At 69.4% G+C, this 23,271-nt stretch carries 22 protein-coding genes; 13 read left to right on the forward strand and 9 right to left on the reverse strand.

The genetic code is table 11. The features are described from left to right. The first annotated feature begins 18 nt into the window (after positions 1-18). The gene (locus tag WMF42_RS42280) at positions 19-444 is read left to right on the forward strand and encodes an amidase family protein (RefSeq protein WP_437688812.1); all 426 of its coding nucleotides are present in this window, start codon (positions 19-21) and stop codon (positions 442-444) included. A 76-nt stretch (positions 445-520) separates the two neighbouring features. On the opposite strand, the gene WMF42_RS42285 is transcribed toward WMF42_RS42280, so the two are convergent. Beyond that, positions 521-1,417, reverse strand: coding sequence for a LysR family transcriptional regulator (locus WMF42_RS42285; RefSeq protein ID WP_061610417.1), 897 nt, complete (start codon positions 1,415-1,417; stop codon positions 521-523). 164 nt (positions 1,418-1,581) lie between these two features. On the opposite strand from WMF42_RS42285, the gene WMF42_RS42290 reads away from it, so the two are divergent. From WMF42_RS42290 to WMF42_RS42310, 5 genes are all read left to right on the forward strand, one after another. Beyond that, positions 1,582-1,977, forward strand: coding sequence for a RidA family protein (locus WMF42_RS42290; protein ID WP_437688814.1), 396 nt, complete (start codon positions 1,582-1,584; stop codon positions 1,975-1,977). Positions 1,978-2,317: 340 nt separating this feature from the next. Beyond that, the gene (locus tag WMF42_RS42295; protein ID WP_155798702.1) at positions 2,318-2,485 is read left to right on the forward strand and encodes a hypothetical protein; all 168 of its coding nucleotides are present in this window, start codon (positions 2,318-2,320) and stop codon (positions 2,483-2,485) included. Positions 2,486-2,982: 497 nt separating this feature from the next. Then, complete coding sequence (locus WMF42_RS42300; RefSeq protein WP_437688816.1) at positions 2,983-3,330, forward strand: hypothetical protein; 348 nt, start codon at positions 2,983-2,985, stop codon at positions 3,328-3,330. Positions 3,331-3,473: 143 nt separating this feature from the next. Next, positions 3,474-4,010 carry a hypothetical protein gene (locus WMF42_RS42305; protein WP_155798703.1) on the forward strand — a complete coding sequence of 179 codons (537 nt, stop codon included), beginning with the start codon at positions 3,474-3,476 and terminating at the stop codon, positions 4,008-4,010. Continuing rightward, entirely contained in the window at positions 4,007-4,993 is a 987-nt protein-coding gene (locus WMF42_RS42310) for a hypothetical protein (RefSeq protein WP_437688819.1), read from the forward strand. The genes WMF42_RS42305 and WMF42_RS42310 overlap by 4 nt, the downstream gene beginning before the upstream one ends. On the opposite strand, the gene WMF42_RS42315 is transcribed toward WMF42_RS42310, so the two are convergent. Then, positions 4,990-6,066 carry an ABC transporter substrate-binding protein gene (locus WMF42_RS42315; RefSeq protein ID WP_061610421.1) on the reverse strand — a complete coding sequence of 359 codons (1,077 nt, stop codon included), beginning with the start codon at positions 6,064-6,066 and terminating at the stop codon, positions 4,990-4,992. The two genes, WMF42_RS42310 and WMF42_RS42315, sit on opposite strands and share 4 nt — an antisense overlap. A 50-nt stretch (positions 6,067-6,116) precedes the next feature. On the opposite strand from WMF42_RS42315, the gene WMF42_RS42320 reads away from it, so the two are divergent. Continuing rightward, positions 6,117-7,088: a D-2-hydroxyacid dehydrogenase family protein gene (locus tag WMF42_RS42320; protein ID WP_437688821.1), complete on the forward strand. Its 972-nt coding sequence runs from the start codon at positions 6,117-6,119 to the stop codon at positions 7,086-7,088. A gap of 43 nt (positions 7,089-7,131) precedes the next feature. On the opposite strand, the gene WMF42_RS42325 is transcribed toward WMF42_RS42320, so the two are convergent. Both WMF42_RS42325 and WMF42_RS42330 read right to left on the reverse strand, forming a co-directional pair. Beyond that, a complete protein-coding gene (locus tag WMF42_RS42325; RefSeq protein WP_437688823.1) occupies positions 7,132-8,733 on the reverse strand; it encodes a PAS domain-containing protein in 1,602 nt (533 codons plus the stop codon). Between the two features lie 82 nt (positions 8,734-8,815). Beyond that, complete coding sequence (locus WMF42_RS42330; protein WP_061610424.1) at positions 8,816-9,028, reverse strand: hypothetical protein; 213 nt, start codon at positions 9,026-9,028, stop codon at positions 8,816-8,818. A 137-nt stretch (positions 9,029-9,165) separates the two neighbouring features. Here WMF42_RS42330 and WMF42_RS42335 point away from each other — a divergent pair, with 137 nt between their 5' ends. Then, positions 9,166-10,449 (forward strand): hypothetical protein, encoded by a 1,284-nt coding sequence (locus WMF42_RS42335; RefSeq protein ID WP_437688825.1) that lies wholly within the window; start codon positions 9,166-9,168, stop codon positions 10,447-10,449. A gap of 104 nt (positions 10,450-10,553) precedes the next feature. Here WMF42_RS42335 and WMF42_RS42340 read toward each other — a convergent pair whose 3' ends face one another. The 3 genes from WMF42_RS42340 to WMF42_RS42350 all read right to left on the reverse strand — a co-directional run bounded on the left by WMF42_RS42340 (position 10,554) and on the right by WMF42_RS42350 (position 14,968). Continuing rightward, positions 10,554-11,462, reverse strand: a complete 909-nt coding sequence (locus WMF42_RS42340) for an alpha/beta fold hydrolase (protein ID WP_063815888.1) — start codon at positions 11,460-11,462, stop codon at positions 10,554-10,556. Positions 11,463-11,645: 183 nt separating this feature from the next. Continuing rightward, positions 11,646-13,220 (reverse strand): hypothetical protein, encoded by a 1,575-nt coding sequence (locus WMF42_RS42345; protein WP_437688827.1) that lies wholly within the window; start codon positions 13,218-13,220, stop codon positions 11,646-11,648. Positions 13,221-13,231: 11 nt separating this feature from the next. Next, positions 13,232-14,968: a hypothetical protein gene (locus tag WMF42_RS42350; RefSeq protein ID WP_437688829.1), complete on the reverse strand. Its 1,737-nt coding sequence runs from the start codon at positions 14,966-14,968 to the stop codon at positions 13,232-13,234. Between the two features lie 350 nt (positions 14,969-15,318). Here WMF42_RS42350 and WMF42_RS42355 point away from each other — a divergent pair, with 350 nt between their 5' ends. The 3 genes from WMF42_RS42355 to WMF42_RS42365 all read left to right on the forward strand — a co-directional run bounded on the left by WMF42_RS42355 (position 15,319) and on the right by WMF42_RS42365 (position 18,456). After that, positions 15,319-15,852: a hypothetical protein gene (locus WMF42_RS42355; protein WP_437688830.1), complete on the forward strand. Its 534-nt coding sequence runs from the start codon at positions 15,319-15,321 to the stop codon at positions 15,850-15,852. Between the two features lie 250 nt (positions 15,853-16,102). Continuing rightward, positions 16,103-16,810: a glutathione binding-like protein gene (locus tag WMF42_RS42360; protein WP_437694426.1), complete on the forward strand. Its 708-nt coding sequence runs from the start codon at positions 16,103-16,105 to the stop codon at positions 16,808-16,810. A 584-nt stretch (positions 16,811-17,394) separates the two neighbouring features. Next, positions 17,395-18,456, forward strand: coding sequence for a hypothetical protein (locus tag WMF42_RS42365; RefSeq protein WP_437688832.1), 1,062 nt, complete (start codon positions 17,395-17,397; stop codon positions 18,454-18,456). Between the two features lie 117 nt (positions 18,457-18,573). Here the strand turns inward: WMF42_RS42365 and WMF42_RS42370 are convergent, their stop codons facing one another. Then, positions 18,574-19,539 (reverse strand): NADP-dependent oxidoreductase, encoded by a 966-nt coding sequence (locus WMF42_RS42370; RefSeq protein WP_437694428.1) that lies wholly within the window; start codon positions 19,537-19,539, stop codon positions 18,574-18,576. Positions 19,540-20,049: 510 nt separating this feature from the next. On the opposite strand from WMF42_RS42370, the gene WMF42_RS42375 reads away from it, so the two are divergent. After that, on the forward strand, positions 20,050-20,685 hold the full coding sequence (locus WMF42_RS42375; protein WP_437688834.1) for an HD domain-containing protein: 636 nt from the start codon (positions 20,050-20,052) through the stop codon (positions 20,683-20,685). An 882-nt stretch (positions 20,686-21,567) separates the two neighbouring features. Beyond that, positions 21,568-22,155: a hypothetical protein gene (locus tag WMF42_RS42380; RefSeq protein WP_437688835.1), complete on the forward strand. Its 588-nt coding sequence runs from the start codon at positions 21,568-21,570 to the stop codon at positions 22,153-22,155. Between the two features lie 619 nt (positions 22,156-22,774). On the opposite strand, the gene WMF42_RS42385 is transcribed toward WMF42_RS42380, so the two are convergent. Beyond that, entirely contained in the window at positions 22,775-23,188 is a 414-nt protein-coding gene (locus tag WMF42_RS42385) for a hypothetical protein (RefSeq protein WP_437688837.1), read from the reverse strand. Positions 23,189-23,271 lie beyond the last annotated feature (83 nt).

Raw genomic sequence — 23,271 nt, forward strand, 5'->3', positions numbered from 1 at the left:
CGTTGTAGTGGATACGTGATGACCTCCTCGCTGGTGCAGGCGACCGCCCTCGAGCTCCTTGCCCTTTACCGAGCCCGGAGCGCGGCCGCCGAAGGGGAGGCGCTCGGCGCGGTCGCGTACCTCGAGGCCGAGCGGCGACGCGCGGAGCTGGCCCTGGCGATGGCCTCGCTCCACCGCCGCTTCGACCTCCTGGTGACGCCCACCTCGGCCGGGGCGGCTCCCCCCATCGAGGGAGGCGGCCCGCTCCCCGCGTCCTTCGCCGGCCCCTTCAGCCTGACGCGCCAGCCGGCCATCAGCGTGCCCATGGGCGTGACAGGCGCCGGCCTGCCGCTCGGGCTCCAGATCGTCGGGCGCCACTTCGAGAAGACGCTGGTGCTGCGCGCCGCGCGCGCCTTCGAGAGCGCGAGCGTCCCGCTCCTGGCGCCGCCGCTGAGAGGGCGCTGAGCGGGCGCGACGACCTCGGTCCGTGCTGCGACGGGTTGAAGGCCGCGCGCGAATGGATGCCTGGTTGTCAGCGGCGTCAGGTCCCGAGCTCCTCGACCATGAGATCGATGAAGCGCCTGACGCGGGGCTCCAGGAGACGTCGGGTCGGGTAGATCGTCACGATCTTCACGTCCTCTGCCTCGACGTCGGGTAGCACCTGCTGGAGGCGACCGGCAGCCAGGTCCTGGGCCACCAGAAAGTCCGGAAGGAACGCGATGCCGAGCCCTGCGACGGCAGCATCCCGGATGGCTTCTCCGCTATCCAGCCGCAAGCGGCTCGGGCCCTGCGCCTTGACCCAGGCTCCCTCGTCGCCGACGAAGCGCCAGCTCTGCCTTCGATTGCGGCTGCTGAAGATCAAGCAGTCATGGCCAGCGAGCTCGTCGAGGTTCAGCGGTTCTCCGCGCTCGGCGATGTAGGACGGCGAGGCGCAGAGCACGGCCTTGTACCTGGCGACCCATCGGGAGATCAGCCGCGTGTCCGGGGGCGGCTCTCCGATCCGGACCGCCAGATCGAAGCCTTCCTCGACGATATCGGCCAGGCGATCGGTGAAGCTCACCTCCACCTGGAGGTCGGGCCAGGCCTCGAGATACTTCCGCAGCAGCGGCAGGACCACGAGCCGCCCGAAGGCATCGGGGACCGTGAGCCGCAGGAGCCCCCGCGGCGTGCCGGAACGCCCCGCCACGCTCGCCTCGGCGTCGTCGACCGCCGCGAGGATCTGCAAACATCGGTCGTAGAACACCCGACCTTCATCGGTGAGGCTCAGCGCCCTCGTCGTGCGGTTCAGAAGGCGCACGCCCAGCCTGTCCTCCAGGCGATTCACGGCCTTGCCCGCCGCCGACCTGGTCAGGCCCATCGCCTGCCCCCCGGCGATGAAGCTCCCTTCATCGACGACGGCCATGAAGACGAGGATCTCGTTCAGGTTCGCGCGCAGCATGGTGCAGCTCCACCTGCTCCGGCGCTGGGCCGAGCAGGGCGCCTCGAGCGTTTCAAGAAGGTTCTTCGCGGCTGTGTAGACATCCGTTCGTCAATCGGCTGGCTACAGTCCTCGACGCCTCGCCCACGTCGCGGCGGGGAACCACAGACCGTAAGGAATCCAACATGATACAGAAGGCCACCACCTACAACCACGGCGTCCCATGGGAAGAGGGCTTCGGCGTCACCCAGGGCTACAGCGTCAACGGCACCATCTACATCTCGGGGCAATTTTCCCACGACATGCAGGGCGCGTTCGTCGGTGAGGGCGACTTCGAGGCACAGGCCAGGACGACGCTGGAGAACCTCGATCGGGTGCTGGCGGGATTCAACGTCACGAGGTCCAACATCGCCGAGACGGTGATCTATCTCACGAATCCTGCCGAGCATTTCGAGCGGTGCGTCGCTCTGTTCAAGGAGTATGTGGGGCGACATCGCCCGGCAGGCACCCTCATCGGCGTTTCGGGACTGGCGTTCCCACATCAACTGATCGAGATCCGCGCCGTCGCGCACACGAGCTGACCCCGCCACAGCCGGCGGCGACCGATCCGCGCTGCAGCTCCCGCAGGGGACTTCCATTCTCCTCGATTCCTGTGTCATCATGCAAGATGCTGTCGGCGCTGGCTGCCGGATCGCCGCCGGCGAGGTCCCCTTGTTGCGAACGACGTGCGGCCTGACCGCGAAAGGTGTCCCCATGAATCAAGGTTCGTCCTTAGGGCGTCTGTCCAGGAGCCGCATCGGCCGCTCCCTGTCTGTCCTTCTCTGTGCGTCCGTCGTGGCGCTCATGCTGGCCGGTTGCGGCGGCGTGGAGCCCTCCACGTCATCCGAGTCTGAAGGATCCGCGCCCGACGAAGACACCGAGTTGAGCTGGGAGGAGTTCCAGGCGAACGTCTACCGCGACCCGCAGCGCGGGGTCTACCTCATCGGCAGCGACGGGCGGGGGCTCGACGACGCGGAGCTGCGTGTCGTCTACGAGCGCTATCTCCGGACCGGAGCGATCGTCGTGAACCGCTCGGGCCGCGCTGACTGACGGCGGCTCGCAGCCCCTCGGAAGACATGAGCCCGAGCTAGGCCCGCAGTCGAGCCCGCCGCTCGCGTCGACGCCTGCCGACGCCGTGCCGCTCGCCGGCGCCCGCAGGCTCGGCTGAGGTGGCCCACGACCTGGCAGCTGCCGGCGCGGACCCAGAGCGCATCCCCCCGGCCCTGGCTGCACTTCCAGGCGCGGGGCTGTCCCGTCATGGCGGCCGCCTCGAGACCCACCGGCCCGGTGGGCTCAGCAGCACCAGTCCCCGTTGCGCGTTCGAGCAAGTCCTCGCGCACTCGCGCAGCGGCCCGTCGACGGCGCGATGCCGGATCCGCCGATCGAGCCCAGCCGTCTCGCCGTGTCTTGCCCCGTTTCGCCCTCGCGCAGCTAGATTTGCCGGCGGTTCAAGGCTGGGACTCACCCCGGCGCGCAGCGTGCATGGTCGCCGTGCATCACCCGGAGCGCAGCAGTCAGCGCGCTCGGGTAGAGGGGAAGGAACGACAATGAAACAGGTGAGAATGATTGGCGCTCTGATGGCCACCGCGACGGTCGCTGCCGCTCCGCTCGCTCGTGCGGCGAGCACCACGCCGATTCAGGATCTCGCGCTCGTCGAGGAGACGAGTGCAGCCAGCTCGGCGGACGCGAGCGCCAGCTGGTCCAGCTATCATGGGTATCACGGCTACCACGGGCATCACGGTCACCATGGGCATCACGGTCACCATGGGCATCACGGTCACCACGGGCATCATGGCCACTACGGCCGCCACGGCTACTGGGGTTTCAGGGCCGACGCTTCTCCGCAGGCAGGGCTCCCGACTCCGGTCGTGAGCCTGACGGCCGGGCAGCGCTGATGCCCTGACGGTTCACGGCGCCGCTGGCAGGTCGAGCGGACGCTCGGCCGCCAGCGGCGCCGTGCCGGCAAGAGGGGTCGTCTGGTCGGGCAGGTGCCGGCGTTGCGGGCACCCTGGGGGGAAGCTCGATGAACGGAACATCCATGGGCCGAAGACGCGCCATCCTTCTGCTCGCCGCGGCGGCGGCGCACCTCGCGGTGGTCTGTCTGGGCGCTCTGCACGTGCAACTTGGAGACGAGGGCTGGGCGCGCCGAGCGGTGACGTATTACGGCCTGCTCTCCGGAGCTGACAGCGGGTACTCCTTCTTCGCTCCGGGGGTCGGAGCGACGCTCTCGGCGAGCTTTCAGTTGAACGATGCCAACGGGGAGATCGTCACCGATCTCCTGGAGACGGGGGTGAGCCGTGAAGCAGATATCCGGGTCAGGAACATCATCGGCATGTTCCGGCTGGAGGAGGATGAGACAGTGAGGCGCTCGCTCGTGGCTTCCTGGGCCGGCAAGGTGCTCGCCAGGCACCCGGACGCCGACGGCGTCGTCGTCCAGCTCGATACGCTCGAGCTTCCCTCGATGGCGGAGCACCGCGAGGGGAAGACCCCAGGATGGACGCTGAACTATCGAGCGAAATTCGTGCATCACGCGAAGCTCATGCGCGCGCAGCGAAGCAACGGGAGGGGGCCGTGAACGCGACGTCGATGGCTGCCCTCCCGCCTGCGAACGAGCGTGGCCCTGCGCGAGCGTGGGCGGCCGTCGAGCGCTTCGCCTTCGCTCCTGCGTCTGCGGCGCCGCTCGCCGTGCTCCGGATCGGGCTCGCCTCCGTTCTCCTCGTCCAGGCGGCGATGGTCGCTCCTGCGCTGTTCGAGCTCTATGGGCGATCGGGGATCTTGCAGGGACCGCTCCTCGACGCGCTCGGAAGGCCGGGACCGGTCCGCCTCGGCTGGCTGATAGACCGTCTCGCCCCGCTCGGGATCGGAGAGGCGCCCATCCTCGTCGCCGTGGGCGCGTCGTATGTGCTCGCCCTCGTCGCGCTGCTCGCGGGATGGCACACGAGGATGGCGGCGGCAGGTGCCTGGCTCACCCACCTGATGCTGATGATGACGGCGGACAGCACGAACTACGGCGCGGACCAGTTCGCCAACATCTTCCTGTTCTATCTCCTGTGGATGCCGGCGGGCGCGGCGCTGTCGCTGGATCGGCGGCTCGGCCGCGCGCCCGCCGGGCCCACGAGCGCGGCGCGGCTCTCCCTGCGCGTGGTGCAGCTACACCTCTGCGTCGTCTACCTGATGAGCGGGGTGGGAAAGGCGCTTGGCGAGCAATGGTGGAACGGTGATGCCATCTGGCGAACGCTCAACATGCCGGAGTATCGCCAGTACGACTTCACCTGGCTGGCCTACCATCCATGGCTCGCGGTGGGCGCAGGCTGGATGGTGCTGCTCATCGAGTGCGGCTACCCCCTCATGATCTGGCCGCGGCGCACGCGGCGGCTCTGGGTAGCGGCCACCGTGGCGCTCCACGCTGGCATCGCGGTCTTCATGGGGCTCGTCGTCTTCGGAGCCATCATGGCTGTCCTTACCATCGCTGCATTCGGGGTGCGGGCAGATCCCCCCGGATCCACGCTCTCCGAGGCGGACGCGCCTCGCAGCAGCGCCGCTTCCGGCGCTCCCTAGTTCGCGGCTGGCTCGTTCGCGTACGGGTTGAGCTCGTTCGTGTAGACGCGGCTCAGGGCGATCTCGCCCGGCTCGAGCTCGCCGCTCTTGACCATCCAGTCGATCCAGATCTGGAAGTCGCGCTCCGCGATCAAGCCCCCCTTGCCGGCGACGCCGTAGCTGCGCCAGAACTTGATGGCCGCGTCCTCCTCGTTCCGGCCGCGCTTCTTCATCAGCGCGATGCAGCGCTCCACCACCGTCTCGCGCGGGGTGCTCCGGGCCCACTCTATCGCCTTCGCTGTCGCCTCGACGAAGCGCCGGGCCGTCCTCGGGTTCTTCTTGATGAAGCTTGTCTTCATCACGTAGCTGCCCGCGGTGAACTTGCCGTAGAGCTCGTGGTCCGAGAACAGCGGACGGATGCCGCCGCGCTCGAGCGCGCGGTCGCGGTAGATGTCGCCGAGCGACGCCACGTCGACCTGCTTCTCGCGCAGCAGCTGCTCGCCGTTCACCGGTGGAACGACGAGCAGCGTCACGCGCCGGGCCTCCTCCGGCGTGATCTGGCTCCGCGACAGGAACTCCTTGACCATGAACTCGCTGTGGGCGCCGAGCGTGTTCATGGAGATCGACCTGTCCAGCAGATCGCGCGCCGTGCGCAGCGGGCTGTCTTCGAGCACGTAGAAGCCGCTCTGGCGTTGCTCGTCGACACCGTAATAACCCACGACGGCGACGATCGGCGCCCTGGCCGCGATCAGCTTGATGACGGCGCCGTTGAAGGCGCCGCCAAAGTCGGTATCCCCTGTGACGACGGCCTGCACGCTCTGCGGGCCGCTCACCGTGCTGCCGACGAAATTCAGGCGGATCGGCGCGAGGTAGCCGAGGTCCTCCGCGAGCTCGATCGGCGACACGGTGCCGTTGTTGCCCTGATAGCGGAGCTCGAGCGTCTCGAACTCGCCCTCCGGTCCGCCGGCGGAGCCGCGCGACGTGTCGGCGCGCGAGCAGCCCGCGGCGCCGCACAAGGCCAGCAGGGCAAACAGGATGACAGCGGGCCACGCGGCGCGGAGCAGGCTGGGCCGGACGGGATGCGGAAGAGCCATGTCCGTTATAGTGGACAACCGTCCGCTGAAATGCAAGGTTACCAGGCAAGATGCCTTCCAGCGCTCCGCCCGCCCCTTTCCGCGTGGCCGTGCTCGACGACTACCAGCGCGCGGCGCGCTCGCTCGCGGCGTGGGACACGCTGGGCCCTGGTGTCGAGGTCGAGTTCTTTCACGATCACGTGGCCGACGCGCGAGCGCTCGTGCAGCGGCTGGCGCCGTTCGACGCCGTCGTGGCGATGCGCGAGCGGACGCCGTTCCCGCGCGCGGTGCTCGCCGGGCTTCCCAGGCTGCGCTTGCTGGTCACCACGGGCGCGCGCAACGCCGCCATCGACGTGGCCGCCGCGCGCGAGCTCGGGGTGGTCGTGTCCGGCACCGGGGGTCTGCCGTATCCCACGGCCGAGCTCACCTGGGGCCTGCTGCTCGCGCTGGCGCGGAACATCCCGCGCGAAGATCGCGCTGTGCGCGCCGGCGAATGGCAGACGAGCCTGGGGCTCGGCCTGTCCGGCAAGACGATCGGGCTGCTCGGCCTCGGCCGCCTCGGCGCGCAGGTCGCCCGGTTCGCGCTCGCGTTCGGCATGCGCGTGACCGCCTACAGCCAGAACCTCACGCGCGAGCGCGCCGCCGAGCACGGCGCGACGCTCCTCCCGCTCGACGAGCTCCTGGCGGGCGCCGACGTGGTCAGCGTCCACCTCGTGCTCTCCGAGAGGACGCGCGGGCTGCTCGGCGCGCGCGAGCTCAGCTTGATCAAGCCCGGCGCGCTGCTCGTGAACACCTCACGCGGCCCGATCGTCGACGAGCGCGCGCTCGTCGAGGCGCTCACGAGCGGTCGGCTCGCCGGCGCGGCGCTCGACGTCTTCGACGCCGAGCCGCTGCCCGCGGAGCACCCCTTGCGCGGCCTGGCGAACACCGTGCTTACCCCGCACCTCGGCTACGTCACCGAAGAGACGTACCGCATCTTCTACAGCGACGCGCTCGAGGACATCGCCGCGTTCCGCGCCGGCAAGCCTGTGCGCGTGCTCTGAGCACCTCTGTCGTCACCTCGGGCGCATCCGGCGCCGGCGTCGCTCAGCGCCGCTCGCGCAGCGCCCGGAGGCAGACCTCGATGCCGGCGCGGAGGTTGCCGTGCGTTGTGACGCCGGAGAGGTCGACCCCGAGGCCGCACATGGACTGGGCGACGGCGGGCCCGATGCCGGTGAGGACGCCGCTCGCGCCGAGCAGGCGGATCGCGCGGACGATGCGGACGAGGTGGTCGGCCGTCGCGGCGTCGACGCTCTCGATGCCGGTGACGTCGATGATGGCGAAGCGGGCGCCCGTGCGCACGACCTCGTCGAGGAGCTTGCCGGTGACGTCTGTCGCGCGCGCGTCGTCGAGCGCGCCGATGAAGGGCACGGCGAGCACGCCCTCGGCGACCTGGAGGATGGGCGTGGACAGGGCGCGGATGAGCGCCTGCTGGCGCTGGATGACCGCGAGCTGATCGGCGATGGCCTCCTTCTGCCGCTCGAGCTCGGCGATGGTGGCGGCCATGTGCTCCTCGTGCTGCCGCTGCGCCGTGATGTCCGTGCCGATGGCGAGGATGTGCGTCGTGCCGTCCTGCTCGATGAGGGGCACCTTGACGATGGACATCCACCGCACGTTGCCGTTCGGGCGCGCGACGGGCTGAACCCTCGAGACAGGCTGCCTGCGCGCGATCACCTCCCGGTCCATCTCGCCGATGGTGGAGAGCTCGGCGTGGGAGGGCGGCAGATCGGCGAGGGTCTTTCCCACCGCTCCCTCGGGCGTCGTGTCGTACAGCTCGGCGTAGCCCCTGCTGACGAGCTTCATCCTGCCGTCCTGGTCCTTGACCGTGACGATGAGCGGGATGGTGTCGAGCACGAGGCGGATGAACTGCCGTTCGCGCTCGAGGGAGAGCTCTGTCTCCTTGAGCTCGGTGGTGTCGAACCGCAGGCCGACGAAGCTGCCGTCGGCGAGGCGGCAGCTCTTGAGGGTGATCCAGCGGTCCCCGAACCGCCGGACGTAGATGTCCCCGGGGCGGCGATGGTCCGCGATGCGACCGGCGACCCACTCGTCCTCGCTGAGGCCGCTGTGGAGGTGGATCCCGTTCCGGCAGCCCTCGCGGACGACGTCCTCGAACGTATTGCCTATCTGGATGGCGGCGGCGCATTCGGGGTAGAGCGACCTGTACGCCGTGTTGAAGAAGCAGAGCCGCTCCTCGGCGTCATAGATGACGAAGCCGACGTCGAGCGCCTCGACGGCCGCGTGCAGGCGCGCTCCCTGATCGCGCGCCGCCTGCTCGGCCCGGCGTTGCTCGGTCACGTCGCGCAGCGCGAGGAGCACGGCGGCGCACGCGCCCGCGGGGTCGACGAGCGGGCTGAGGTGCCCCTCGGCGAGGACGACGCGCTCGTTCGCGAGGTGGAGGGTGAGGTCGCGCGGAAGCGCGCGCGGGGCGCGCTCGCGGAGCACCTGCTCGAGCAGCGCGCCGAGGGGCACCTCGGGCCGCAGGACCTCATCGACGTGCCTTCCGCGCGCCGTCGCGCCGGGCGTGGAGGAGATGCGCTCGGCGGCGGGGTTCAGCGCCAGGATCCGACCGCTTTCATCGAGCAAGAGCAGCGGGTCGACGCAGGAGGAGAAGGCGAGCGAGTAGAGATCCACAGGAGCGTCGCTAGGCATCGGGGAGGAGCGTAGAGCAAGAGCTCCTCAGGGTGTCGCCCTCGGTGACGCCCATGACGCATCCACAGGCAGTCGTCCGCTGTCAGCGCCGGTTGGCGGCGTCGAGCAGGTGCAACACCGCCCCGAGGCCCCGCACCTCCTCCGACGGCGCGAGCCACGACACGACATCCTCCGCGCCCGGCAGGAGCAGGACGCCGATGTCGCTGACGACAGCGATGGGGATGCCGCGCTCGGCGATGCCGGCGAGGACCTCGGCTGTGTCCGCGCACGGAGGCCAGCGCGCGGGGTTGGCCATGGCGGCCGCGCGATCGTCGCCCCTGTCCTTGACACGCCCGCGTGCGTGGCTTAAACGTTTGTTTGAAACGGTTGATTGAACGGAGCTCGCCGGAGAGACGCGGCGCCTGTGTCGGCCGTGAACAGAGGAGGTGTGGGATGACGTGGTGCAAAGCCGTGCGCGGAGCGCGGAGCGCGGCGGTGCTCGCGCTCGGGGTGGTTGGGGTGATGGGGTGTGGGGGCGATGGAGAAGCGCCTTCGCCGTCGGGATCGAAGGTGACGTGGTATCGCGACATCCAGCCCCTCGTGGAGCGCTCTTGCGCTTCCTGCCACGACGGCGCGGGCGTCGGCAGGGTGGCGCTGACGGACGCGGCGACGGCGCAGCGGCTGGCCGCTCTGATGGCCCTTCGGGTGAGCGAAGGGGACATGCCGCCGCCGGTGCTCGACCCGACCTGCCGCAGCTACGAGGGCGCGGAGCGGATGAGCCTCACCGTCGACGAGCGATCTCGCTTCGAGGCATGGGCGCGCGACGGCGCGCCGCTCGGCGATCCGGCCGACGCGCCCCCGCCGCAGCGCGCGACGGACACCATCGCGGTTCCCGACGCCACGCTCGAGATGCCCGAGGCGCACGACGTGACGCTCGACGACGACGGCAACGAGTATTTCTGCGCGATCATCGACAACCCCTTCACGGAGCCGGCCTGGATCACGGCGTTCGAGGCGGTCGTCGGCGATCCCGCGGTGGTGCACCACATGGCCGTGTATCGGGATCTCGCGGGCGACGCTGGCATCGGATACGGCGCTCCGCCGGGGACGCGCGCTTTTCCGTGCCGCGATCCGGTCATCGAGCTCGACTGGCAGCTCCTCCATAGCTGGGCGCCCGGCGTCGGGGTGACGCGGCTCCCGGAGGGCGCCGGGGTCCGCATCGGGCCGGGCGAGCAGCTCGTCCTGCAGATGCATTATTTCGGGCGCGGGGGCACGAGCAGCCGCGATCGATCGGGGTATCGATTGCAGCTCTCGCGCGAGCCGCCCCGCGCCGAGGTCACGATGGATGTGTTCGGCCCGGTGCCCTTCACGATCCCCGCCGGCGCCGAGGGCCACACAGAGCGGAGCAGCACGCTGAACGAGGGCCCGCCGCAGCTCGTCTACGGCCTGCTGCCGCACATGCACCTGCTCGGCCGCTCGTACCGGGCGTGGGTCGAGCGCGACGGCGGCGAGGAGGAGTGCGCGGCGCGCGGCGAGTTCGAGTTCCACCACCAGGCGCTCTTCATGTTCGACGAGCCGCTGCGCTGGGGGACGGGAGATCGCTTCGTCACCGAGTGCACCTGGGACAACACGGCCGAGAGCGAGGGGCAGTTCCGGCTCCCGCCAGACGACGTGCCCTGGGGGGAGGGGACGAATCAGGAGATGTGCTTCATGGTCGCGTATCTATCGAAGGAGTGAGCTCCGGGCGCCGAGGCCCGCGTTCACGTCTTCATGATCGGGTCCTGAGCGCGGTGAGCTCATCGTGCTTGCCGCCCAGCACTGTCGCGGGATGGAGGTGGCCGCTACGGCAGGCCGAGCAGGAACTCCCGTATGCGGGCCGACACAACCCCCCCTGCCTCGAGGAGCATCGCGTGGCCCGTGCGGGGCACGATCATCCACGCGGCGCCCGGGATGAGGCGGCGCAGCGTGTCGAGATCGGCCCGCAGGGCCATCACGTCGCGCTCGGGCGCGATCACAAGGACCGGCACCCGCACATGGGGGAGGACGTCCGACGCGCGTGCCTCCATCAACGACAGCAGAGACGTCCAGTAAGCGCGAAGGTCCATGGTCCCTACGGCGCGGAGGAAGTGCTCCACCTCCTCCCGAGGCGCCTCGGGCCCGAAGACGCCCGCGGCCTGGCCCAGGGGGAAGAGGGCCCTCGACGCCGTGACGCGGCGCACGACCGGCGCGATGCGAGGGACGATGGGGGCCGCTGTCCGCAGCGCCACACGGAGGGCCGCGCGCGCGCCGGGGATCCGGAACGCGGCGCTCGACGCGTAGGGGTGATCGGCGCCGCCGGCGACGAGCACCATCGCGCGCACGAGATCAGGGCGGCGGCGATAGAGCTCGAGCAGCACCGTGACGCCCATGGAAAAGGCGACGTGCACCGGCGCGCCGGCGAACGTGCCACGCGCACGGACCGCCTCCGTCACCCGCAGAAGGTCGTCTGCGTGGGTCCGGATGGCGTAGTCGCCCGAGCGCGCACTCTCGCTCTGCCCGTGGCCCCGGTAGCTCCAGTGGACCAGGTGGGTCGTCGTCGCGAGCGCACCGACGAGGTGCTTCCAGAAGTTCTCCGTCGTGCTGAGGCCGTTCGTGAGGACGACGGGCGCTCGATCCCGCAGCTCCACCTCGTCGCCTGGGCGCTGGTGCGTGTGCCACGCGATGCGCGTCCCGTCGCTTGCGACGATGTGCCGCAGGATCGAACCTTCCATGATCGGAACGGACGGTAGCATGAGCGAGCTCGCGGCCAGCGCTCGACAAGGTTGGCCTCCCACCTGCCGCCTGGCACCCCGGACCCGTGTCGCCGTTGTCGGGCCGCCGTGCAGCGCAGCCCCGGGCACCTTTGTGTCCGCCGTGAGCCGTACGTCCCGGTCGCTATCCGAGGGACGTGGCTGTCACAACCAGCCGCAGCCGCCCTCGAAGTCGAACGGGGGCGTGGGCTCCGTGGACGACTGCGATTCACGACAGGCGTTCTCGATGTTCTGTTGCAACGTCAACATCAGGTTGTTGTCGTCCTGGATGTCGGTGTCCGAGTACGCCCCGAGCCACGCCCCGACCGACGGCTTCATCATCTCGATGACGCCGAGCGAGCGCCGGCAGTCGCCCGCCTGGTAGAAGTCGAGCGCGCCGCGCAGCGCCAGGTACATGTTCAGCATCATGTACGGCTTGCCCGAGCCGCCGTCGGAGATGTTCCACCACATCGAGTCGGGGTTCTGCCCGGGAGGCAGCGCGTTGCGCAGCGTTGTGTCGACCTCCTGCGCGGCGCCGTCCCTCGCCGAGCTCCAGTCGGCGGTCACCTGGAAGGCCGCCTTGTCCGGCCCGATGTCGTCGGCGAGGGACGGGTCGGCGAGGAGCTCCACGAACAGACCACCACCGCCGCCGCGGCGGCTGCCGCCCACGTCGGTCGCGCCGTCGCGCTGGCCGATGAACAGCGCCGGCATCTCCAGGGCCGCCCCCGTGGCGTCGGCGGTCGCCCGCTTCGTCCCGTAGATGCGCCCCACCGTGTAGCCGGCGGACGGGATCACCTCCAGGCTGAACTCCGTTGCCAGCGGGAAGAGCGTTGTCTTCCCCTCCTCCGAGAGCAGACCGCCGAGGTCGCCCGCGTCGAGCGCGTAGGCGTACGTGCCCGCGCCCATCGAGCCGAGCGCCGACGGGATCCTCACCAGGAAGCTCTCGCCCACGCCGATCACGCCGAACGCCGTGCCGTCCTCCACCAGCGCCTCGCCCAGAGCGAGGATGTGGTCGGGGTCCGTGATACCGCGGGTCGCGTGCCCGCTCGTGAGCAGGAGCACGCGGTGCGCGCCCTCGAAGCCCGCCGCGTCGCCCTCGTCGAACGCCTTCTCGGCGGCGGCGATCCCCTCGTAGAGGCCGACGAGCTCGCCGGCGCCGCCGCCGAGGCGCCTGTCGGCGATGAGCCTCGCGAGCTCCGCCGATCCCGGCGCTGCGAGGAAGGCGTGGCGCTCGGCCTTCTCGCCATAGCGGATGACGCTGACGCGGTCCTCGGGACGGAGGCTGGCGAGAAGCCCTTGCATCCCCGCGTCCAGCGCGTCCTCGTCGATGTTGGCGAAGCTGCTGCTCTCGACGGCGATCGCCAGGTGAACCGGCGGCCTCTCCAGCGTCGAAGGGTCGACCCCGGTGTTCATCGCGACGAAGGCCATGGTCCAGTTACCCCCGTTGAAGCGCGGCGCCACAGCGAGGAACGGGTGGATGCAGACGTCCTTGCCGCAGTCGGCGTCGGGCAGGTCGATCGCGTGCTCGGCGAAGAACCCGACCGGATCCAGCGTGTCGAGCGCGGGCACCTTCCCCGCCTTCACGAGCGCGCGGAACTCGGAGATGTCCTGCGCCCCGCCCTGGGCCACGTTGACCGAGCCTGTGGGGACGAGGCCCCCCTCGACGGCGCTGTCCTGGGTGGAGCAACCGACGGCGGCGGCGCAGAGACCGAGTGAGACCAGGTTCATCTTCGACAGCATGTGGCTTCTCCTCATTCGTAAGCAATCAACAGGTCCGCGGACGCGTTGGGCGTCTGGTAGCCCGCGTCGCACGCGTCACGTCCGGCGAGCACGCGCTCGGCGCGGCCCACCCGCACGCGGAAATCCGGGCCTTCGAGGGCGTCTCCAGGGCCCAGCAGGGTCGTGGCGCCGCCGGTCTGCACCGCGACAGCCGCGTCGGTGACGAAGGCGCCGCAGCCCAGCCGGTCGCCCTCGCACCCGGTCGCCTCGATCGAGGCCGTGAGGCCGACGAGCTGGAGCTCGACGACGTTGCGATAGACGTCGAGCCGCTTCTCCGAGCCGATGGCCGAGATCTCGACGTGGTCGCCGCGGCTGTCGAGCCTCTGGGACCATTGCACCTTTTCGCCCACCGAGAACGGGAAGTCTTCGATCGGAATGCACAGGTAGTGCGTCTGAGAGGGGTAGCTCGGGTCCGGCTCGCCGCCGCCCTCGCCGCCCTCGCCGCCGGCACCCGCGCCGCCGGTGCCGATTCCACCTTCACCGCCCTCGCCGCCGGCACCCGCGCCGCCGGTGCCGCCGACGTCGGCCGCGCCAGCGCCCGCGCTGTCTGCTGCCATGCCGCCCGAGCTACCGCCGACGTCGATCGACGGGTAGCTCATGGTCAATTCGATGCAGCCGTCCGACAGAGCGTCGATGCTCGTGATCTCGCCGATCGCCAGCAGGGTCGGCCAGGGGGCGGACCACTGGAAGGACGATTGCGGCGCGCCGGCGCACGCCGAGGGCGCGACGTTCGTCTGCAGCGCGCCCTTCTTCACCTGACCGGGCACAACCACCGTGTCCGGCTCCAGCGCGACGCGCCCCGCCATCGTCTCCGTGTCGTGCCAGAAATCGCGGTTGTTGCTCACGTTCTGCGGGATCACGACGCTTTGCAGGTTGGACCACCATACCACCGCAGGCCGCATTCCATCCGTCTCGATCAGCGCCACCTCGCAAGGATCTTGCGAGGCCGACGTCGCCTCCCCGGCGCCGGTTGCGGCGAGGTGGGCCATGGCCCGGTTGAGCGGGAGCGTGTCCTGCGGGTCCAGCCGATACGTGATCCCGAGGTTGAACGCGCTCGGCCCGAACATGCGTGTCGGATCGCCGGAGGTGACGGCAGAGCAATCGAGCGACGCATCCACCCAGCGCACGCGAACGTCCACGATCCCGGGCGTTACATTGACGAGATAGGCGTCCGTGAGATAGCCGTCGGGGGGTGGGGTGCCGGAGGCGACGCAGGCGACGGCGGCCGCCCCCAGGATCGCGCGCTCGAGCACCCAGGCTGTGCGCGAGCCTTCCTCGGCGCTCCGGGCCGAGGCCTCGCGGCTGGAAGCAGCGCGCGCCGAGAGGCGCCACGCCGGGACGAGGACCACGAGCGCGGCCAGGTCCGTCGGATCTTGCCAGATACGCCACCTGAGCCCCGCGAGGCCCACAAGCCCCACGAGGAGCTGCGCGGCGGCGGCCGAGAGCTTGATCGCAGCGAACGGCGCGGCCACCGCCGCGAACGCGAGCGCTCGCCCGCGCGACGTGCGCGCGTTCACGAGCGCCGCTGCGAGGACGGGGGCGACAACGAGGCCGGCGAGGTCGCTGAGCTTGCCAGTGAGGGCGCCTGGCAAGAGCCCGGCGCCCTTCAGGAGGTGGTCGTTGACCACCAGGAGCGCCAGGGCGCCAAGGAAGAGGGGGTGGCGGAGGACCGCGAACCGCGACAGGGCCGGTCGCCGTGACCGTGACACAAACGTCAGAGCATCCGCGGGGCCGCCGGCGTTTCGCCGCGATGAAGTCAGCATCGCGGCGAGCCTATAGCAGCGCGCGTGCCACTCGTCGCAGGCGTCGGCGCGCCACCGCGTCGCGGCCGGCCCTGCTATCGCCCCTGCTGCCCTGTCACGCCCGTCGCCGAGGCAGCGAGCGATGCTGCACGAGGGCTGCTCGGAGAACCGGTGGCGCGCGCCGGCGGACGCGCGTTGCTCGCCGAGGTTGCTCGGGACCCGGCGTGCTACAGCACCCCCTCGCCCTCGCGCCTCTGCGCGCCGGCGTCTCTCTTGCCGGGCTCGTTCCCGGCTCGCTTCGGAGGTCTGCGCGCGCGATGCGATCTTGCCTGGTACTGTCTGTCTTCTCTCTCCTCGCTTCCCTCTCCGGATGCGGCCCTACCGACACTGAGCCGGCGATCCCCACGGAAGCCAGCGGTTGTCCCACGCAGTTCGGCGAGGACTTCAGCGAGACCCGCGCCGTCGACATCGGCGACGCGTCGTCCGGGACGTTCGTGCCTTACGCCGACGGCACCCGCGTGCGACTGATCCTCGGCAATCAGGGCTCGATGATGATCACGCCCTGGGTCCAGGTGGAGGCTCTGCCCGGCGACGCGGACGAGATGTGCCATGTTGTGCGCCTCGCGAACGAGTTCGAGGGCCCGCTCGCCGACGATCCCGACGGGCTCGCCTCCGCGCAGTTCAACGTCCAGTTCATCAAGGCCGGTTCTTCCCTGGTCTCGGACGGCGCGCTCTACCAGCCTTTCGCGTGGGACCGCGAGACCCTCGAAGGGCAGAAGCTGGAGCTCACGGTGACCGTGCGCGGCGACGGATACGAGGGCACGAAGAGCGTGGGCGTCGTGCTGGAGTGAAGAACCCTGCCCGTCGAGCCGCTTTCCACATGGCCAGGAGGGCTGCTTCCGGCGGTGCCGGCACGGGTCCCGTGCATGGCGTCGCCTTTCCAGGAGGACCGTCCACCCGCGGGCAGGTCCCGCATCTGGGGCTTGACGTCTCCGGGACATTTCGATTCCCTTCTCCCCCGGGTGTGAGGACGCCTCGCGTCCCAGCCCCGCGCCGCCCGGGGTGGTTCACATCGGCGTTTCCAGCAGCAAGAGAGACCGCATGACCGATCTGTCTTCCTTCCCCGTCGCGCGCAAGTGGCCCGCGCTGCATCCCGACCGCCTCCAGCTCTACTCGCTGCCCACGCCCAACGGGGTGAAGGTGTCGATCGCGCTCGAGGAGATGGACCTGCCCTACGAGGCGCATCTTGTCGCCTTCGACACCAACGATCAGTTCTCGCCCGAGTTCCTCTCGCTCAACCCGAACAACAAGATCCCGGCGATCCTCGACCCGCAGGGCCCGGGCGGCAAGCCGCTCGCGCTGTTCGAGTCCGGCGCGATCCTGCTGTACCTGGCGGAGAAGAGCGGGCAGCTGCTGCCGCAGGAGGCGGCGCGCCGCTACGAGACGATCCAGTGGGTGATGTTCCAGATGGGCGGCATCGGCCCCATGTTTGGCCAGCTCGGCTTCTTCCACAAGTTCGCCGGCAAGGACTATGAGGACAAGCGGCCGCGCGACCGCTACGTGGCGGAAGCGAAGCGGCTGCTGGGCGTCCTCGACGGCCACCTGCGCGGCCGCGCGTGGATGATGGGCGATGACTACACCATTGCCGACATCGCGATCTTTCCGTGGGTGCGCAACCTCGTGGGCTTCTACGGCGCGGGCGAGCTGGTGGGGTTCGACGATTTCAAGGAGGTGAAGCGCGTGCTCGACACCTTCGTCGCGCGACCGGCGGTTGTGCGCGGGCTGGCCATTCCGGCGCGCAACGCCTGAACGCCGGCCCGGCCTCGGCGAGCATCGGGAGAGACATCACGTCGTCGGCGTCCGCGAGGAAGAGAACGCCACGAGCACCTGTCCCCCGTGGGGTGCAGGCAGACAGCGACATCTTTCATCGGCGACGCGCCGAACGTCTGCGAGAGCTCGATCGCGCATCTCGATAGCTTCGCGTGGAAGGCAAAGGCCTCTTTCGTCGTACAGTCGAGGGGCAAACAGGGAATCGGCTTCGGCCTGCTCCAGGCCCCCGGCGCGGGCGAAGGGGACGGTTACCGGCTGCGGCAGGAGGGATCGAGGCCATCGAACAGGACGCAGAGGGCTCGTTCGGTCGCAGGCCGTCGATGCAGCGCACCGGCTGCACGCCCGGCGCATTCCGCAAGAGTCGAATTCGCAAGAGCCGAGAAAAGTCCGCTTGAGCGGTGCGCGCAGCGCGCGGACGCCACGAAAGAGCACGAAATGACTTGACGCTGCGGCGACGGGCGATTTCGCTGCGGACCTGCCCAACCGGCCCAACCACCCGGACCACATCGACCGGACACCGCCGACGCTCACCGGCGAGCTTTGATCCATCGCGGAGGTAGCACATGAATCATAACTCGTTCCGTTCTCTCGGTGTCGCCCTGGCCCTGACGCTGGGCGCTTGCGGCCCTGGCCAAAACGATGACGCCACGGGCGGCGCCGGAGGTGGTGGCGCCTCGGGCGGCGCGGTGGGCTCGGGCGGCCAGAGCCCCACGGGAGGCGCAGGCGGCACGCCGCAAGAGACCGGCGGCACCTCATCGGGCGGCGGGACGCCGACAGGCGGGGCGGGGACGAGCGGCGGCACCTCCAGCGGCAGTGGATCCGGAGCGGCCACCGGCGGAGGGGCGGGCGGCGCTCCGAGCGGCGATTGCACGCGCGAGCTCCTGGATGGCCTCCTGGACGACTACTTCGCCGCCCTCGCCGCCGGGGATCCTTCCAGCCTGCCCCTGGCAGAAGGCGTGAAGTTCACCGAGAACGCCGTGCAGGCCGAGATCGGCACGACGGACTTCTGGATGAACGCTGGCCAGGTGAAGCATTCGCAGCGTGCCCTGGATACCGTGGCGTGCAGCGCGGGCGCTCAGGCGGTGATCCCGGAAGCCGGGAGGGATCTTCCCGTCGCCCTCCGTATCAAGGTGGACGGCTCGGAGATCACGGAGATCGAGACGATCGTCGTCCGCCCGGGCGACTACACGGCGTCCTTCGCGGTCGCCTCGGATCCCGCCGCGATCATCGCCATCTCGGACGACATCGGTTGGCACGACGAGGTCCCGGAGTCCGAGCGGGCGACCCGGGAAGAGCTGACGAGCTGGATCGACAAGTACTTCCGCGCGTTCCCCTCCGGCGTCTGCAACGTCACGGGAGCCTGCAAGCGCCTGGAGAACGGGGGCGGGAACTTCTCTTGCCGCACCGGAGCGTCCTGCAGCGCCGGCGATCCTGGGTCCAACGGCACCTTCATCCCGCGCGTCATCCTGGCCGACGAGGTGCGCGGCATCGCCGTCGGTCTCACCATGTTCGACTTCATGACGGACGGGCACCTGGACATGCATATGATCAAGATGTCCGGCGGTGAGGTGCACGCCGTGCACGCCATCCTGCGCGACACGAACGGCGTGTCCGGCTGGGAGTGACGGCGACCTCCCTCGCCGCGCGCGTCGAACCGCCGCCCGGTTCTGTCACCAGCGACGGGCGGCGCTTCAGGAGACTGGCCTCGTCGGACGCGTCCGGAGGCCTGCTGCTCGCGGACCTCAGCGAGCGGGCCCCATGGCGAGGACGATCTTGCCACGCGGGCGGGGGCGGGTGCCGTCGAGCATCTCATGCGCGCCGCGGACCTCGGCGAGCGGCAGCACGGCGCCGATGTCGACCGAGAGCTCGCCCGAGTCGAGCAGGGCGGCGATGCGGTCGAGGTGGGCCGTCGTGACATCGACGAGGAAGAAGCTTGCCCGCACGCCGCGGCGGGCGGCCTCCTCCTGATCGGGGGTCGACACCGCCGACACCAGGGTGCCACGTGGCCTGAGCACGGCGAAGGACCGCGCCTGCGTGTCGCCGCCGACGAGGTCGATGACGGCATCGACGTCCTTGGCGGCATCCTCGAAGCGCTCGCGCCGGTAGTCCACGACGACGTCCGCGCCGAGACTGCGGACAAAGTCGCGATCCTTGGCCGAGGCCGTCGCGATCACACGGGCGCGGGCCCGGCGCGCGAGCTGGACAGCGTACGCGCCGACGCTGCCGGCCGCGCCGTGCACCAGCACGGTCTGTCCGGCTTCGAGCTGTGCGTGATCGAACAGCGCCTGCCACGCCGTGACGGCGACGACCGGCACGGAGGCGGCCTGCACGTCGTCGAGCCGGAGAGGTGCGCGTGTCATCATGCCCGCCTGCGCCAGGGCATGGGCGGCGTGCGCGCCGGTGAAGCGCTTGCTGGTGACGCCGAAGACCCGTGCGCCCGGCGCGAGGCCAGTCACCTCGGGGCCGACCGCGGCCACGGTACCAGCGAGGTCCGAGCCGAGCGTCAGCGGCAGCGGCTGGGGCAGCACGCTCTTGCCGGCGCGGATCCAGCCGTCCCACGGCCCGACCCCGGCCGCCGCGACGCGGACAAGCACCTGGCCTGGGCCGGGCGGCGAGACCGGCACCTCTTCGAGGGTGACGACCTCGGGACCGCCGAACCGGTGGATTCGGGCGGCGTCGGTGGCGCTGGGGAGCATCGTCGCGAACATGGAGTGGACCTTGTGAGCGTCGAGGGAGGCGCCGGCGGAAGACATCGCGAGGGCAGCCATGAACGGGATTGTTTTACTTTCCTCACCTCGATATTCCCGTTCTTCCTGGCATGGTACGGGCGGGCCTGGTGAACAGCACATCGGGTGTGCAGTTGACCGAAGCTGGCGGATCCTTCCGATGGTGGTCACGCCGGGTCGCGCGCAGGTTGTTCGGCAAGAAGGGCGGCCGAATGCCGTGGAGCTGAATCGCCGATCGTGACTCGCCGGCGGGTAGAACCTCGCCGGCCTGAAGAACATCAGCCCGAGGTCCCGGGCCCCGTGGATGGTGCTGTCATTGGCCCGGAGAGGTTCCACATGAAGACGGGAAGGCGAGGACGTCTTCAGGTTTTCTCCCCACCTCCCCGCCTCCCTGCCTTCATGTTCAGATGACAGCACCGCCCTCCTGTGTCCGGCCGGGCGCGAGGCCGGAGATCCGCTCCGGGCTCGGCGCCACACGAAGGAGAGAGGACCGTGAAGAACGAGATCGCTGGCATCCGCATCCCTGACAGCCACCTGGCCGTGGAAGCGACCGAGCTCGCGCGGGAGATGTCGGCGCCCTTCCTCTTCAACCACGTCATGCGCACGTACATCTTCGGCGCGCTGCTCGCGAGGCGGCGCGGGATCGCGCTCGAGCTCGAGCTATTCTACATCGGGGCGGCGCTCCATGACCTCGGCCTGGCCGAGAGGGTCCGGGGCCCGGAGCGGTACGAGGTCGAAGGCGCAAACGCGGCGAGCGAGTTCCTGAAGCAGCGCGGCGTGCCCGAGGAGGCGATCGGCGTCGTGTGGGACGCAATTGCGTTGCACACAGTGAGGGGGGTCCCGCCGTACAAGCGGCCCGAGGTGGCGCTGCTTCACGTCGGAACCATCATGGACATCATTGGCGAGGATTTGAAGGAGCTCTCTGCGGACGAGGTGGATGAGGTGCTCCAGGCGTACCCGCGTCTCGACTTCAAGCGCGCATTCCCGCAGGCGATCGCTGACATGCTCGCCCGCAAGCCGGAGACCGCCTTCTACAACTTCACGGCCGATATCGCCGAGCGCCTGATCCCGGGCTTCCATGCCCCCAATTTCTACGATGTTATCCTGGCGGCGCCGTTCAAGGAGTAGGCTCGTCGACGTCGCCGTTCACCTGACCGAGCTCGAGAGCACGTCGCCGGGGACGCCGAGCACCTATGGCGCACCCATGGCGGTCGTGAGCTCAGGCGTCGATCAACGTGCGTTCCGCGGCAGAGGCGTCCCGGCGACAGGGATGCAAACTTCCAGCTACTAAACAATTCTTCTCTGACCTGGAAGGTCGGGAGAGCGGGGGCTGCCGCAAGCGACACAAGCTCACCCTACCGGCACGAGCGCGCTCGCCCCTCCGGTGCCATCGGCAGCCAGAGCAACGGGCCAATCGCCTCGTGGACTACCGGGGCCGCCGGCTCATCGCCGAGCGCGGTCAGCTCGGGTGAGCGTTTCGGCGAGCGAGGCGACCAGGGCGACTCGCGGAGACGGATCGACCGTCGCGAGCTCGAGGGATGCATCCGGCGCTGGTGACCGGCCGCTCATCGACCAACTGGTTGGCGGACACCCCCGGCCGCCTCACCCTGCGCGCCTGCGCACGCCCGGGACGGGTCGAGTCGCGTGCATTCCGATTTTACCGCGCAATTTGTCTTTGACGCCCACGCCACGCTCAGAGAAATGGCCCGCGGTTCTCAGGGCGCTGCGCGCGCAGCGGCCAAGGGCTTCCAACCGGGGGGAGACGGTGAGGGTGTCACAAGGAAGGATCTCATGGACAGCAGGGGTTGTCCTGGTGCCTTGGCCGTGGGCGGCCACGCGCAGACCAACGCGTACGTTGCTGGACCGCTGGGGATGTCGGTGAGCGTCAACGTGGATTGGGTCGGTCGGGGCAGTCTTGTGCTCCCGGGCTACGTGTCCGTCGTCGTTGTTGCTGGTCCTGTGCTTCGATGGAGTGCCAAATGAACGCGAGAACAGTCCTGTTAATTGGTCGTGGTCATATCGGTCTGGACGCTGGCGGCGTGCAACTGGACGAACGGAGACTGCTATCCTGTCGGGGAAAGAACTTCGGGGGCAGGTGCCGGTCCAGGCTCGGAGCCACGCCCCGTCTACACCTCCGCGGGATCCGGGGACTTCGGGGCGGAGCCGCCGGACGGCCCGAACGACGGCAGCGAGCGCAAGATCGCGTGCAACGAGTGGGAGCTCGAAGACGAAGAGGAGAGACCGAGCGACAGCTCGGAGACCCCGACGACATATAGCCCGGAGACCCCGCGAGACCAGTGCCCCGGATCCGGCGATATAGCGGGAGACGGAGCGACCTTCTTGAGCTGTAGCGGTGCGTGTAGCTCGAAGTGTCCGAAGCCCGGAATGGCCCACCATGTCTGGGTAAATTTCGAGACATCGGATTTCCCGTTTGTTACCACTGTTCAGGATGACGGAAGGGGTAAGGCCGGAGGGTACCAACAGGCCAAGGCAAGCCTGAAATTCGAGCACGTGTCTACAGCCGGCACCAGGGAGTGGTACTGTTCTCTCACCATCCAGATGCCGCTCCGGACTGAGTTGATGGGGAAAATCGATTAGGAGTCCCAGCACTCGCCGTTCGGCTGCGGCGGGTAGCAATGGAGGAAGTCCGTAGAAAAGAAGTCGATGTCTGGACTGCAAGCCCGGACGAAGGTCATGTTCGTTCGTCGCAGCGGAGGCACCGGGGAGACAGGCCCGCAGCCACTCACAATCGGCGGCTCGACCATGACGGCAGCGTAGGAATCGCTCGGGACGGGGTGGGTAAGGGCCATGCATGTCCCATCCCAGGAGCCGCCCGCATCGATCGTGGCGACGTCGTCGCCAGAGGAGCAAGTGGATGAGGAGTACAGGCGCACCTTGCTCGATATGAAACAGGCAGACGGGCCACACTCGCAAGGCTCGCACTCGACCGGCCCAGGCGTCCCCGCCCAGCCTTCCCACAAGGTCTTGTCATCGCATTGTGGATCACTCTCATATCGGCCGTCCCAAACCAGGATGAGCTGGTCCGGGTCTGGATCTGGTCGCTCTTCCGGTATCGGCGACGAGCAGCCGATGAGCACACACGTGGCCAGCGTGGAGAGCGCAACCCAGCGCATCGCGGCGGCCACCCCTCTGCCTTGATCAGTTGTCAACGTTACCATAGACGATCTCCGCGCTGGAGCAGCAGAACGTTCGGGTCTCACCGCTCTCGATCGTGCCGTCCACCAGAGAGACGGTCGTTGTTGGCGAGCACGTGCCCGGCTCGTCCCGTGCGAACACCACGCGCACGCCTGCCAGAGGCGAATCGGCAGGTGCGCCGTAGCATCTCGTAGCGGCGGCGCTCGATGTCGTTGGTCGGCGCGGGCATGTGCGCGACGCAGGTGGAGAGCTCGGCCGCGGCGTCCTCGAGCCGGCCGAGGCGCAGGTCGAACACGCCGAGCTGACATACGGCCATCGTCGAGGGAGCGAGGTCGTTGATCCGCGCCCAGAGCTCGCGGGCGCGCGCGAGGTCGAGCCGCTTGGCTGCCTTCTCCGCCTCCTCGATGAGCTCCTGGACCTCGCGGGACCGGGGAGGAGGGTCCGCGGCCCGCGTCGCCTGCGACGGTCGGAGCATGCGTCCCACCCGCCGCCCGACGCGTCTGGCCGCGATGGACATCCAAGAAGCTTTAGCGCCCGTGGTACGGCCTCCGGATGCTA

Source organism: Sorangium sp. So ce176, from assembly GCF_051519835.1.
GTDB classification, from domain to species: Bacteria; Myxococcota_A; Polyangia; order Polyangiales; family Polyangiaceae; genus Sorangium; species Sorangium cellulosum_G.

Excerpts from the sequence above, each read along its gene's own strand:
- WMF42_RS42280 (WP_437688812.1), top strand. The coding sequence starts at position 19 with ATGACCTCCTCGCTGGTGCAGGCGACCGCCCTCGAGCTCCTTGCCCTT.
- WMF42_RS42285 (WP_061610417.1), bottom strand. The coding sequence starts at position 1,417 with ATGCTGCGCGCGAACCTGAACGAGATCCTCGTCTTCATGGCCGTCGTC.
- WMF42_RS42290 (WP_437688814.1), top strand. The coding sequence starts at position 1,582 with ATGATACAGAAGGCCACCACCTACAACCACGGCGTCCCATGGGAAGAG.
- WMF42_RS42300 (WP_437688816.1), top strand. The coding sequence starts at position 2,983 with ATGAAACAGGTGAGAATGATTGGCGCTCTGATGGCCACCGCGACGGTC.
- WMF42_RS42305 (WP_155798703.1), top strand. The coding sequence starts at position 3,474 with ATGGGCCGAAGACGCGCCATCCTTCTGCTCGCCGCGGCGGCGGCGCAC.
- WMF42_RS42315 (WP_061610421.1), bottom strand. The coding sequence starts at position 6,066 with ATGGCTCTTCCGCATCCCGTCCGGCCCAGCCTGCTCCGCGCCGCGTGG.
- WMF42_RS42320 (WP_437688821.1), top strand. The coding sequence starts at position 6,117 with ATGCCTTCCAGCGCTCCGCCCGCCCCTTTCCGCGTGGCCGTGCTCGAC.
- WMF42_RS42325 (WP_437688823.1), bottom strand. The coding sequence starts at position 8,733 with ATGCCTAGCGACGCTCCTGTGGATCTCTACTCGCTCGCCTTCTCCTCC.
- WMF42_RS42330 (WP_061610424.1), bottom strand. The coding sequence starts at position 9,028 with ATGGCCAACCCCGCGCGCTGGCCTCCGTGCGCGGACACAGCCGAGGTC.
- WMF42_RS42335 (WP_437688825.1), top strand. The coding sequence starts at position 9,166 with ATGACGTGGTGCAAAGCCGTGCGCGGAGCGCGGAGCGCGGCGGTGCTC.
- WMF42_RS42340 (WP_063815888.1), bottom strand. The coding sequence starts at position 11,462 with ATGGAAGGTTCGATCCTGCGGCACATCGTCGCAAGCGACGGGACGCGC.
- WMF42_RS42345 (WP_437688827.1), bottom strand. The coding sequence starts at position 13,220 with ATGCTGTCGAAGATGAACCTGGTCTCACTCGGTCTCTGCGCCGCCGCC.
- WMF42_RS42355 (WP_437688830.1), top strand. The coding sequence starts at position 15,319 with ATGCGATCTTGCCTGGTACTGTCTGTCTTCTCTCTCCTCGCTTCCCTC.
- WMF42_RS42360 (WP_437694426.1), top strand. The coding sequence starts at position 16,103 with ATGACCGATCTGTCTTCCTTCCCCGTCGCGCGCAAGTGGCCCGCGCTG.
- WMF42_RS42365 (WP_437688832.1), top strand. The coding sequence starts at position 17,395 with ATGAATCATAACTCGTTCCGTTCTCTCGGTGTCGCCCTGGCCCTGACG.
- WMF42_RS42370 (WP_437694428.1), bottom strand. The coding sequence starts at position 19,539 with ATGTTCGCGACGATGCTCCCCAGCGCCACCGACGCCGCCCGAATCCAC.
- WMF42_RS42385 (WP_437688837.1), bottom strand. The coding sequence starts at position 23,188 with ATGCTCCGACCGTCGCAGGCGACGCGGGCCGCGGACCCTCCTCCCCGG.